The 11,526-nt window shown below is 55.3% G+C and carries 12 protein-coding genes; 3 read left to right on the top strand and 9 right to left on the bottom strand.

Annotation, left to right across the window (positions count from 1 at the left end):
• Positions 1-24: 24 nt before the first annotated feature.
• The 9 genes from AM410_RS18715 to ymcF form a co-directional block, all read right to left on the bottom strand.
• A complete protein-coding gene (locus AM410_RS18715; protein ID WP_020884021.1) occupies positions 25-783 on the bottom strand; it encodes an alpha/beta fold hydrolase in 759 nt (252 codons plus the stop codon).
• A gap of 86 nt (positions 784-869) precedes the next feature.
• Positions 870-1,043 carry a GhoT/OrtT family toxin gene (locus AM410_RS18710; RefSeq protein WP_032670341.1) on the bottom strand — a complete coding sequence of 58 codons (174 nt, stop codon included), beginning with the start codon at positions 1,041-1,043 and terminating at the stop codon, positions 870-872.
• A gap of 155 nt (positions 1,044-1,198) precedes the next feature.
• Positions 1,199-2,623: an aminobutyraldehyde dehydrogenase gene (gene patD / locus AM410_RS18705; protein ID WP_108648211.1), complete on the bottom strand. Its 1,425-nt coding sequence runs from the start codon at positions 2,621-2,623 to the stop codon at positions 1,199-1,201.
• 24 nt (positions 2,624-2,647) lie between these two features.
• Complete coding sequence (locus AM410_RS18700) at positions 2,648-3,454, bottom strand: ABC transporter permease (RefSeq protein ID WP_032680927.1); 807 nt, start codon at positions 3,452-3,454, stop codon at positions 2,648-2,650.
• Positions 3,444-4,346, bottom strand: coding sequence for an ABC transporter permease (locus AM410_RS18695; protein WP_108648610.1), 903 nt, complete (start codon positions 4,344-4,346; stop codon positions 3,444-3,446). The genes AM410_RS18700 and AM410_RS18695 overlap by 11 nt, the downstream gene beginning before the upstream one ends.
• A 43-nt stretch (positions 4,347-4,389) precedes the next feature.
• The gene (locus tag AM410_RS18690; RefSeq protein WP_020884017.1) at positions 4,390-5,403 is read right to left on the bottom strand and encodes an ABC transporter ATP-binding protein; all 1,014 of its coding nucleotides are present in this window, start codon (positions 5,401-5,403) and stop codon (positions 4,390-4,392) included.
• A gap of 15 nt (positions 5,404-5,418) precedes the next feature.
• Positions 5,419-6,564, bottom strand: a complete 1,146-nt coding sequence (ydcS, locus tag AM410_RS18685; protein ID WP_020884016.1) for a putative ABC transporter substrate-binding protein YdcS — start codon at positions 6,562-6,564, stop codon at positions 5,419-5,421.
• Positions 6,565-6,837: 273 nt separating this feature from the next.
• Positions 6,838-8,247, bottom strand: a complete 1,410-nt coding sequence (locus AM410_RS18680; RefSeq protein ID WP_108648210.1) for an aminotransferase-like domain-containing protein — start codon at positions 8,245-8,247, stop codon at positions 6,838-6,840.
• Between the two features lie 82 nt (positions 8,248-8,329).
• Positions 8,330-8,518, bottom strand: a complete 189-nt coding sequence (gene ymcF / locus AM410_RS18675; protein WP_020884014.1) for a cold shock small protein YmcF — start codon at positions 8,516-8,518, stop codon at positions 8,330-8,332.
• Between the two features lie 394 nt (positions 8,519-8,912).
• On the opposite strand from ymcF, the gene AM410_RS18670 reads away from it, so the two are divergent.
• From AM410_RS18670 to AM410_RS18660, 3 genes are read left to right on the top strand one after another with little or no spacing between them, the layout of a single operon-like run.
• A complete protein-coding gene (locus tag AM410_RS18670) occupies positions 8,913-10,313 on the top strand; it encodes a cytochrome ubiquinol oxidase subunit I (protein ID WP_108648209.1) in 1,401 nt (466 codons plus the stop codon).
• A complete protein-coding gene (gene cydB, locus AM410_RS18665) occupies positions 10,313-11,323 on the top strand; it encodes a cytochrome d ubiquinol oxidase subunit II (RefSeq protein ID WP_108648208.1) in 1,011 nt (336 codons plus the stop codon). Before AM410_RS18670 ends, cydB begins: the two co-directional genes overlap by 1 nt.
• Positions 11,323-11,451 carry a DUF2474 domain-containing protein gene (locus AM410_RS18660; RefSeq protein ID WP_014170274.1) on the top strand — a complete coding sequence of 43 codons (129 nt, stop codon included), beginning with the start codon at positions 11,323-11,325 and terminating at the stop codon, positions 11,449-11,451. Before cydB ends, AM410_RS18660 begins: the two co-directional genes overlap by 1 nt.
• The last annotated feature ends 75 nt before the right edge of the window (positions 11,452-11,526 follow it).

Here is an 11,526-nt window from a genome sequence, read left to right as displayed (position 1 = left end):
CCCGCAGAGATGCGGGCTATCCTTTCAGGTCGTGGTCATACACTCTGCTAACGTCTGCGCCAGTGCCGACGGATTTTCCCAGGACATGGAGTGTCCGGCCGCTGGGATGATTTTCACTTCAACGCCCCGCTTTTGCAGAGAGTCCACATCATCATCAGGCAGGGACCACTCGCCGAAAATCAACGTCACCGGGCAGCGCAGAGACAAAAACTGAACCTCCCATTCCGGCTCTACCCCTTCCACCAGGCTGGACGCGCCACGCCACACGGCATACGGCGCATTGCTTTGCAGACTGCCCGCCCAGGGTGAGGTTTCCGCACTGAGCAGCGCATCATACCCCTGCGCCAGGAACTGTTGTTCCGTCTGTGCAGCAATAGAGCGGCTGAACATGCCACCTCCGGCGTGAAAATTGGGTTCCGACACCATCAACCCTTTTACGCGTGGCGCCATCAGTCCTGCTGCCTCGATAGCAATGCTGCCACCCATACTATGACCATATAGCCAGAAGCTATTGAGTTTGAGATGGTCCAACAGTTCAGCCACCACTCGCGCCTGCTCGCTGGTGCGATAACGATACTGCACAGGTTTGTCGCTGTAACCGCTGCCCGGGAGATCGATAAGAATGGCTCTGCGCGCACCAAACCGGGCGTCAGAGACGATACGAGGATATTCATAAGAAGAGGCGCAGCCTAACCCGTGAATAAACACCACAGGATCGCCAGAGCCGGGAAGATCGTGCCAGCGCACAACGCAGCCGGCCTGCTGCGAGTAAAAACTGTTCATAAGCACTCCTTTAACGATTTACTGTGTATTTATACAGTCTTCGTGTCTGGAATGCTATGTTCATCTTTTAAAACGGGAAGCGTGCTTCAGAAAAGCGAGATCAACAGCGCAACGGGAAAGCTCATTGGCCAGGTTGACCCCACCAGAAAAGCACTGAGCAGTCGGATACGTTTGCGGTCTTTAGAGAGGAACCAGGTAATTAATGCACAGACAGAAGCCATGATTGCGTAAAAAACCAACATCTTTTGATACAACGTCATTCTGTTTACCAGAGCCGAAAAAATAACCGCACGCAATATGCGTCATATGTTGATACAGATCAAGTTTTTTCGTTACAGAATAACCATCTGAATAATATGGATAATGTACTGCAGGCAGAGAATGCCCGGCGCTGAATGCGACCGGGCATGGGGGCTTAGTGTTTTATCATCACGTGGCGAACAACGGTATAATCTTCAAGGCCGTACACCGACATATCTTTGCCGTAGCCGGATAACTTCATCCCGCCGTGCGGCATTTCGCTCACCAGCATAAAATGGGTATTAACCCAGGTGCAGCCGTACTGCAGACGCGCGCTCATCCGGTGGGCACGCCCTACATCGCGGGTCCAGACCGATGACGCCAGGCCGTACTGCGAATCGTTCGCCCATGCCAGCACCTGCGCTTCGTCATCAAACTCGGTGACACTTACAACCGGGCCAAATACTTCACGCTGAACGATAGCATCGTCCTGTTTTGCCCCTGCCAGAAGGGTTGGCTGGAAATAGTAGCCTGCCCCCTCTTTTTTGCTGCCGCCGGTCACCACGCGAATATGGCTCAGGGCTTTAGCCTCATCAACCGCCTTACAGACGCGTGAAAGATGGGCTTCGGAACTGAGCGGACCCAGCTCGGTGGTTTCCTCCTCCGGCGCCCCCATCTTCAGGCTCGCCACCGCGGCACCCAGTTTTTCCACCAGCGCGGCATAAACGCCTTTCTGCGCATAAATACGACAGGCTGCCGTACAATCCTGCCCCGCATTGTAGAAACCGAAAGTACGTACCCCTTCAACAACCGCATCAAGATCGGCGTCGTCGAAAACGATAACCGGGGCTTTGCCGCCCAGCTCCATATGGGTGCGTTTAATCGAGGACGCCGTGTGTCCAATAATATGTTCGCCGGTGGCAATAGAACCGGTGAGCGATACCATACGCACCTTTTCGTGGCCGGTCAGCGGATCGCCGACCGTTTTTCCGCGGCCAAACAGAACGTTCAGAACGCCTGCCGGGAAGATGTCTTTCGCCAGTTCCGCCAGCTTGAGGGCCGTCAGTGGGGTAATCTCCGAAGGTTTGATCACCACACAGTTACCCGCGGCCAGCGCGGGTGCCAGCTTCCATGCCGCCATCATCAGCGGATAGTTCCATGGCGCAATGGAGGCGACCACGCCCACCGGATCGCGGCGTATCATCGATGTGTGACCGTCAAGATATTCGCCGGCGGCCAGCCCGTTCAGGCAGCGGGCGGCGCCGGCAAAGAAGCGGAAAACGTCGACCACAGCCGGAATTTCATCTCCCAACGCACAGTGCAGTGGCTTACCGCAATTGAGCGATTCGAGACGGGCAAATTCTTCGCCGTGGGCTTCAATCACGTCAGCCAGCTTCAGCAGACACTCGGCACGCGTTTTAGGCGTGGTTTGTCCCCATTCAATGAATGCGCGATCGGCGGCCTGGACCGCCGCGTCGACCTGCGCTGCTGACGCTTCAGCAATCTCCAGAAGTATCTCTCCGGTGGCAGGGTTATAGACCGGCTGTTTTTCCCCGTCCCCGGCGACCAGTTCACCATTTATCAGCAGTTGTGTTTGCATAGCATTGTCCTGTTGAAATCAATGTTATTTCCCGCTTCCGGCACTGTTTTCGCCGTCGCGGGTGAGCCACCAGGCTCCCAGAATGGGTAGGGTTGTGACCAGCATCACCAGCAGTGCAACGACGTTGGTGACCGGCACGTCGCGCGGACGCCCGAGCTGATTAAGCAACCACAGCGGTAACGTGCGCTCGTGTCCCGCGGTAAATGTTGTGACGATGATTTCGTCAAACGAGAGTGCAAACGCCAGCATCCCCCCGGCCAGCAACGCCGAACCGAGATTCGGCAGGACCACGTAACGGAAGGTTTGCCAGCCGTCGGCCCCCAAATCCATTGACGCCTCGACCAGACTCCAGGAGGTGCGTCTGAAACGGGCAATCACGTTGTTAAACACCACCACCACGCAGAACGTGGCGTGACCGACCACGATGGTGAAAAAACCCGGCTCAAGGTCAATGGTTTTAAATGCCGTCAACAGCGCCAGACCGGTGATAATCCCCGGTAACGCAATCGGCAACAGCAGCAACAGCGAGATCGCATTTTTGCCAAAAAACGCGCTTCGCCACAGCGCCGCTGCAGCAAGCGTGCCAAGCACCAGCGCGATAGCCGTCGACAGCGCAGCGATTTGAAGTGACAACGTCACTGATTCAATGATGTCGCCACGCCCCGCTGCCACGGTGAACCACTTCAAGGTCAACCCCTGCGGCGGAAAACTGAACGCGGCGTCTTCGGTGTTAAAGGCGTAGGTCGCAATAATCAGCAGCGGGAAATGAAGGAAGATAACGCCTCCCCAGGCTGCCACTTTCAGGAACAACGGTGCGCGTTCAGAGTGCATCGAATGCTCCCAGACGTTTCACGAACGCCAGATAAAGCGAGATGAGGACAATTGGCACCAGGGTGAAGGCCGCGGCCATGGGCATATTGCCGATAGCGCCCTGCTGGGAATAGACCATATTGCCAATAAAGTACCCCGGCGGCCCCACCAGCTGTGGAACAATGAAATCGCCCAGCGTCAGGGAAAAAGTGAAGATTGACCCTGCGGCAATGCCCGGGATTGCCAGCGGCAAAACGACGTAACGAAAAGTCTGGCGTGGTCGCGCGCCGAGATCGGCTGAAGCCTGCAGTAACGACGCGGGCAGTCGCTCCAGCGCCGCCTGTACCGGCAGGATCATAAACGGCAGCCAGATATAGACGAACACCAGAAAACGCCCCAGCCCGGAGGTGGAAAGCGTGTTTCCGCCAATGGCCGGAAGCGTAAGGATCGCGGTCAGGATCGGCTCCAGCCCCAGGTGGCTCAGAAACCACTGAGCTACCCCGTCTTTCGCCAGCAGCAGCGTCCAGGCATAGGCTTTAACAATATAGCTGGCCCACATTGGCAGCATCACGGCGATATAGAAGAACGCCTTCCACTTGCCGCGGGTGTAACGTGCCATGTACCACGCCATCGGAAACGCGAGGATAGCGCTGGCGATGGTCACCGCAATGGCCATCATCAGCGTACGCAGGATGATGTCATAGTTTGCCGGATTAAAAAGCGCCAGGATATTGGCAAACGTCAGTTCCGGCGTGACCGCCATGGTGAAATCGTCAAAGGTATAAAACCCTTGCCATAAAAGGGTGAGAAGCGATCCCAGATAAACGATGCCAAACCACATTAGCGGCGCGAGCAGCAGCAGGAACAGCCCAAGCGATGGCTTACGCCAGAACAGCGCGGTAAGGCGGCTCATGCGGCTACGGTGGGCGGGAGGCGGCGCGACATGCGTGTTCATGTCACCTCTCCTCTTGCAGGCGAACCATGGCATCACGTGACCACGACGCCATCACCGCCTGCCCCGGCGTCACGCCGCTCAGCGTTGCGGCATCGCTAAAATTGGCCTGGCTGACCAGCAGTTTTGCACCGTCAGCGAGTTTTAGCTCAAGACGCGTTGCCGCCCCCTGATACTGTACTGCCTGCACCACGCCCTCAACCTGAACCTCACCGCTCTCATTGAGGCGAATATGTTCCGGCCGTAAAGAATAGATGCCTTCCATCCCGCACACGTTGTGTGCCATACCGGCGTCAAACACGTTTGAGGTCCCGACAAAACTCGCCACGAAGGGCGTTCCTGGACGCATATAGAGATCGCGCGGGGTGTCGACTTGCTCAATGCGGCCATTATTGAAAACCGCGACCCGGTCAGACATCGACAGGGCTTCCCCCTGATCGTGAGTGACGAAAATAAAGGTGATGCCGAGCTCCTGCTGCAGCTTTTTCAGCTCGAACTGCATCTGCTCACGCAGTTTAAGATCGAGCGCGCCGAGCGGTTCATCCAGCAGCAATACCCGGGGTTCATTGACCAGCGCCCGCGCGATGGCGACACGTTGACGTTGCCCGCCGGAAAGCTGCGAAGGCTTACGCGTGACAGCAAAGCTTAGCCCCACTTTTTCCAGCGCTTGACGCGCCTGCGCATGGCGCGTTTTCTTGTCGATACCTTTGACCATGAGCCCGTACGCGACGTTATCGAGGATCGACATATGCGGGAACAACGCATAATCCTGGAACACGGTATTCACATCGCGTTCCCATGGGGGAAGTGCGCTCGCCTCTTTACCGAAGATTTTGATTGCGCCGCCTGACAGCTGCTCAAAACCGGCTATCAGACGCAGGCAGGTAGTTTTGCCGGAGCCCGAAGGCCCCAGCATGGAGAAAAACTCTCCGTCATGAATAGCAATGGTGACCCCATCCACCGCCCGCACGTCACCGTACAGACGGGAAACGTCATTAAACTCTACTGCGTACGTCATGTTCTGCTCCTGCGATTAACGGCCGCCCATGATGGCGATGTAATCCTGTGTCCAGCGGCTGTAAGGAACGAATTTGCCGCCTTCTGCAATCGGGGTTTTCCAGAACATGATTTTGTCGAAATAGTTGTAGCCGTTCGTTTCGCAGCCTTTATCGCCGAGCAATGTGCTGGCTTTACACCCTTCCGGCACCACGGGCAGCGAGCCAAACCAGGCCGCCAGATCGCCCTGCACTTTAGGCGTCAGCGACCAGTTCATCCATTTGTAGGCGCACATTGGGTGCTTGGCCTGCGCGTGCAGCATGGTGGTGTCCGCCCAGCCGGTTACCCCTTCTTTCGGGAAAACAGTGGCAACAGGCTGGTTCTCCGCTTTCAGGGCATTGGCCTGATAGGGCCAGGCGCTGGAGGCCACTACGCCTTCATTTTTAAAGTCGCTCATCTGAACGGTGGTGTCATGCCAGTAGCGGTGGATCAGCGCATGCTGGTCACGCAATACCTTCAGGACGGCGGCATACTGTTTTTCTGTTAGCTGGTACGGGTCGGTGATACCCAGCTGCGGCTGCGTGGCTTTGACAAACAGCGCCGCATCGGCGATGTAAATCGGGCCATCATAGGCCTGCACGCGGCCCTGATTAGTTTTACCGTCAGGTAAATTCTGTTTCGTAAAGACGACGCTCCAGCTGTCCGGCGGCGTCGGGAACGTTTTGCTGTTGTACATCAGCAGGTTTGGCCCCCACTGATACGGCGTGCCGTAGACGTTGCCGCCGACGTTAAACCATTCACCTTTGACGATCCGCGGGTCGAGGGTTTTCCAGTTTGGGATAAGGTCGGGGTTAATCGGCTGTACGCGTTTCCCCATGATCAGGCGCAGTGAGGCATCGCCCGAGGCAGTGACCAGATCGTATCCTCCTTTCGCCATCAGGCTAACCATTTCATCCGAGGTGGCCGCGGTTTTGACGTTCACCGCGCAGCCGGTCTCTTTTTCGAACTGGGTGACCCAGTCATAATTTTTATCGGTTTGTCCCCGTTCGATGTACCCGGGCCAGGCAATAATATCCAGTCGTCCTTCCCCGTCGCCAATAGCCTTCGGTGGCTCTGCGGCGTGCGCTGTCATGAGGGTCATGCCGAGCGCGCACAGGCTGCTGCGGGCAAATTTTTTGCTCATAAGAATTACTCCTGTCGCAATGAAATTTAGCGGCAGCCGTGCCGTAAATATATCTCCCTTATTAAACGTAGACCGCGCAAATGCGCCGCACCGTGCGGCTTAAAGAAATTTCATCAAGGTGTGACCGAGGGCGCATTCCCCGTTAACTGGATTATAGACAAGGAGTTAGCGTTGAGAGGCGGTATGCAGATTTCCTATGATGCGGTACTGCGGAATATTCGCCGTACCGCCATCAGGATAAGGAATGATTATTTTAGAAAGGTGCGGAGATTATTATTCGAGCATGCTGCTAATTAATTTCCCTAACTGAATCACAGCCTGTTCTTCTCGCTCCCCCCACGCCCAGGAGGTATTAAACCGAAAGAACGGTGTCCAGGCGTCAGAGGTCGAAAACATCTTACCGGGGGCAATACTGATGTGGTGCATTAGCGCTTTCTCACTCAGCAGTCCGGCGTCCAGCTGCGCCGGGAGTTCCAGCCATAAAAAATAGCCGCTGTCGTTGTGATGAATTTTGACGCCTGCCGGCATATGGCGCAAAAGCGACTGCCACGCCTGCTGTTTGCGTTCGGCCAGCGTGCGTCGCAGGCGGCGAAGATGGGCGTCATAGCGTTTTGTCGCCAGGTAATCCACCAGCGCCAGCTGCATGGGTGAACTGGTCGATAAGGTGCTCATCAGCTGTAGCTGCTGAATGCGTCGCGCATGTTTACCTGCCGCCACCCAGCCGATGCGAAACCCCGCCACCAGACATTTCGAGAAGGACGAGCAGTGCAGCGTCATATCGTCACGATCCCAGGCTTTCGCTGGCAGGGGTTTCTCCCGGCCAAAATAGAGTTCGCTGTAGACATCATCTTCGATCAGGGTGACGTTGTGACTGGCGAGAAGCGCGACCAGGTGCGCTTTTTTCTCTGCGCTGAGCGTGAAGCCGAGGGGATTTTGACTGTTGGTCATGAGCCAGCAGGCTTTGACCGGATACTCATTGAGCGCCTGCTCAAGCGCATTCAGATCGATCCCTTCGCGGACGTCCGTCGCCACCGACAGCGCTTTGAGTTTCAGGCGTTCAAGCGCCTGCAGTGCACCATAGAAACAGGGGTTTTCGACAATCACCCAGTCACCAGGCTCGGTAACGGCCTGCAGGCTAAGATTCAGGGCTTCGAGTGCGCCTGCGGTTATGACAATCTCATCCGGCGAGATATTCATTCCCTGCTGCGCATAGCGGCGGGCAATGGCGTGGCGAAGGTCAACGTTACCCGGAGGCAGGTTCTCAATTACGCTCATTGCTGTGGCGGTTTTACTGACATTGGCCAGCGAACGGTTAAGTTGCTGCAGCGGGAAAAGCCGGGGGTCGGGGAAGGCAGAAGCGAAAGGAACCACCGACGGGTCGCGGCTGGCCTGTAATACGTCGAAGATATAGGTGTTGATATCTACCACTTCGTCCCGCATCACCTGGGCAGGCGGCGCAGGTTGTTGGGCGGTCGGGCGCGAGGCAACGTAATAGCCCGACTGCGGCCTGGCGACGATACGCCCCTGGCTTTCCAGCATCTGATACGCGTGGCCCACGGTCATAAAACTCATGCCGCTGCTCGCGACCTGCTCTCGCAGAGAAGGCAGCTTATCGCCCGGCAACCATACGCCAAGCTCGATCTGCGAGATAATTTGTTGCGCCAGACGCTGGTATTTTTTCATCAGATTCTCCTTATGAACGACAGTGTATATCAGCAGGAGAAAAAGAGAAGATTTTGCTAACTGTTATAGTTAGCCAGATGCATTACTTACGCAGTTCGGTGACGTTACGCTGAGCGTGGCGGGCAGCGGCCAGATGATCGAGGGTAATCATCGACGATTTGCAAAAAATGCATTTTGCACCGAACGGGTTTTTCTCAGACACATCAAAAGCTGAGGTACGGTACTGCGAACCATGGCAGCATGGGCAGCGGAAATGGATATAAGAAGTCATAGGATTCTCCTGTAAACGTAAAAACGTTAATTGCTTAATGGGCCCTTCAGGCGATAGTGGTTTGAAACAAAAACTAATCGGAGTGTAGAAAAAGACCCAAGAGAGGCTGCGGAGAGGCACAACGTGATGAGAACTGCTTTATAAAACTACGTCAGATGTTTATTTGGACTCAAACCCAGAGAGTCATTAACGCATGTTGTTGATAACAAGGCAAGCTGTTTAATGCATAAATATCATAAAAATAATTTTTTTATTCTTTCACGCAAGCTATATCAGATGTGCAAAGCGTGATGTTTTCATGAACTGTTATAGGTAAATTTCGCTTTTCTGCGTCTGATACTCGTTATTTCGCCCCTATACCATAACAGCACACCGTTTGACATTGAGGTTGTGCATGTTTGGTTTAGATGCTTTTCATCTTGCACGGATACAGTTTGCCTTTACCGTATCCTTCCACATTATTTTCCCGGCTATTACCATCGGTCTGGCGAGTTATCTCGCTGTGCTAGAAGGCCTGTGGCTGAAAACCAAAAACCCGGTCTGGCGTTCGCTGTACCATTTCTGGTCGAAGATTTTTGCCGTTAACTTCGGTATGGGCGTGGTCTCCGGGCTGGTCATGGCCTACCAGTTTGGGACCAACTGGAGTGGGTTTTCACAATTTGCCGGCAGTATTACCGGCCCGCTCCTGACCTACGAAGTGCTTACTGCCTTCTTCCTCGAGGCAGGATTCCTCGGCGTTATGCTGTTCGGCTGGAATAAAGTCGGGCCGGGTCTGCATTTCTTTGCAACCTGTATGGTGGCACTGGGGACCATTATCTCAACCTTCTGGATCCTCTCATCAAACAGCTGGATGCAGACGCCACAGGGCTTTGAAATCGTCAACGGACAGGTGGTGCCGGTAGACTGGTTTGCCGTGGTGTTTAACCCCTCCTTCCCGTATCGCCTGCTGCATATGTCGATAGCGGCCTTCCTGAGTAGCGCCCTGTTTGTCGGCGCATCCGCAGCCTGGCATTTGCTGCGCGGAAACAACACCCCCGCCATCCGCGCGATGTTTTCCATGGCGCTGTGGATGACCCTGATTGTGGCTCCCCTTCAGGCGATGGTGGGTGATATGCACGGGTTGAACACCCTGAAGCACCAGCCCGCCAAAATAGCAGCCATTGAAGGCCACTGGGAGAACCCACCGGGTGAACCCACCCCGCTGCTGCTGTTTGGCTGGCCGGATATGGAACAGGAGCGCACCCGCTTTGGGCTGGAGATCCCGGCGCTTGGCAGCCTTATTCTGACGCACAGCCTCGACAAACAGGTTCCGGCACTGAAAGAATTTCCAAAGGAAGACCGGCCAAATTCCACCATCGTCTTCTGGTCATTCCGCATTATGGCGGGCTTAGGCATGCTGATGCTGTTGCTTGGGGTAACGGCGCTCTGGTTACGTTATAAAAAGCGCGTGTACGCTTCGCGTCCCTTCCTGTGGTTTGCCCTCCTGATGGGACCCACCGGGCTGATTGCCATCCTGGCCGGATGGGTCACTACCGAAGTGGGCCGCCAGCCGTGGGTCGTCTACGGGCTTCAGCGAACAAAGGATGCGGTTTCTGCGCATGGTGACTTGCATATGAGCGTGAGTCTGCTGGCCTTCTTCTTCGTCTACACCTCCGTATTTGGCGTGGGTTACAGCTATATGGTCCGCCTGATTAAAAAAGGACCTCAGCCTCATGAATCGTTTGCCACCGAGTCCGATGGACGTCCCGCACGCCCGCTTTCTGCCGTTACTACTGAACATAAGGAGCAACCATAATGGGTATCGATCTTTCCATTATCTGGTTTGTTATCATCGTCTTTGCCACGCTGATGTATATCGTGATGGATGGTTTTGACCTGGGGATAGGTATCCTGTTCCCGGCTACGCCTGATGCCGACGATCGCGATGTGATGGTGAACAGCGTTGCGCCGGTCTGGGACGGCAATGAAACCTGGCTGGTGCTCGGCGGTGCAGCGCTGTTTGGCGCGTTTCCGCTGGCCTATGCGGTCATTATTGATGCCCTCACTATTCCGCTGACGTTAATGCTGATCGGACTTATATTCCGGGGCGTGGCATTTGAGTTTCGTTTTAAAGCCACGCCGGCACACCGCCCTTTCTGGGATAAAGCGTTTATCGGCGGTTCGATCCTGGCGACCTTTACCCAGGGCATGACGGTGGGCGCAGTGATCAACGGCTTTAGCGTCACCGGGCGTGCCTACAGTGGCGGACCGTTCGACTGGCTGACCGTTTTTAACCTGTTCTGCGGCGCAGGTCTGGTGGTGGCCTACGCGCTGTTAGGCTCGACATGGCTGGTGATGAAAAGCGAAAACGCGCTGCAACAGCGAATGCGACGGGTATCCAGAACGCTCCTGATCCTGCTTCTGGTATTCATTGCAGCAATCAGCCTCTGGACGCCACTGGCGCAGCCGGCCATCGCCGCGCGCTGGTTTACCCTGCCGAATCTCTTCTTCCTGCTGCCCGTGCCGGTGCTGGTGGTGATCCTGAGCCTGTATCAGTGGCGTTGCCTGAATAATCCCGACAGCCATCATCTGCCGTTTATCCTGACGTTAGGGCTGATTTTTCTCGGCTTTAGCGGACTTGGGATCAGCATCTGGCCGCATATTATTCCCCCGTCAATCACGCTCTGGCAGGCGGCGGCTCCGACACAAAGTCAGGGCTTTATGCTGGTGGGCGCGTTGTTGATCATTCCCGTGATTCTGGTCTACACCTTCTGGAGTTACTACGTGTTTCGCGGAAAAGTACAGCATGGAGAGGGTTATCACTGATGCAACAACCTTTCTGGAAAAGAGTCATGTGGCTGGCCATTATCTGGGGCGGCAGCGTACTGGCACTGGCGGCGGTCAGTATGCTCTTTCGCATGTTAATGACGGCCGCAGGGTTTAAGTCGCACTGATCGTATTGCGGGCAACGCCAACGTTGCCCGGTACCCGCCCGCACTTTCAGATAAACCCCATTAACGCACGGCAGA

The sequence above is a fragment of the Enterobacter cloacae complex sp. FDA-CDC-AR_0164 genome (assembly GCF_003071645.1).
Classification (GTDB): Bacteria; Pseudomonadota; Gammaproteobacteria; order Enterobacterales; family Enterobacteriaceae; genus Enterobacter; species Enterobacter ludwigii.
Note: the sequence above shows the minus strand (reverse complement) of the source record. Positions and strands in the feature narration are given on the sequence as shown.

Coding starts and splice junctions, on each gene's coding strand:
- AM410_RS18715 (WP_020884021.1), bottom strand. CDS start 783: ATGAACAGTTTTTACTCGCAGCAGGCCGGCTGCGTTGTGCGCTGGCAC.
- AM410_RS18710 (WP_032670341.1), bottom strand. CDS start 1,043: ATGACGTTGTATCAAAAGATGTTGGTTTTTTACGCAATCATGGCTTCT.
- patD (WP_108648211.1), bottom strand. CDS start 2,623: ATGCAAACACAACTGCTGATAAATGGTGAACTGGTCGCCGGGGACGGG.
- AM410_RS18700 (WP_032680927.1), bottom strand. CDS start 3,454: ATGCACTCTGAACGCGCACCGTTGTTCCTGAAAGTGGCAGCCTGGGGA.
- AM410_RS18695 (WP_108648610.1), bottom strand. CDS start 4,346: ATGAGCCGCCTTACCGCGCTGTTCTGGCGTAAGCCATCGCTTGGGCTG.
- AM410_RS18690 (WP_020884017.1), bottom strand. CDS start 5,403: ATGACGTACGCAGTAGAGTTTAATGACGTTTCCCGTCTGTACGGTGAC.
- ydcS (WP_020884016.1), bottom strand. CDS start 6,564: ATGAGCAAAAAATTTGCCCGCAGCAGCCTGTGCGCGCTCGGCATGACC.
- AM410_RS18680 (WP_108648210.1), bottom strand. CDS start 8,247: ATGAAAAAATACCAGCGTCTGGCGCAACAAATTATCTCGCAGATCGAG.
- ymcF (WP_020884014.1), bottom strand. CDS start 8,518: ATGACTTCTTATATCCATTTCCGCTGCCCATGCTGCCATGGTTCGCAG.
- AM410_RS18670 (WP_108648209.1), top strand. CDS start 8,913: ATGTTTGGTTTAGATGCTTTTCATCTTGCACGGATACAGTTTGCCTTT.
- cydB (WP_108648208.1), top strand. CDS start 10,313: ATGGGTATCGATCTTTCCATTATCTGGTTTGTTATCATCGTCTTTGCC.
- AM410_RS18660 (WP_014170274.1), top strand. CDS start 11,323: ATGCAACAACCTTTCTGGAAAAGAGTCATGTGGCTGGCCATTATCTGG.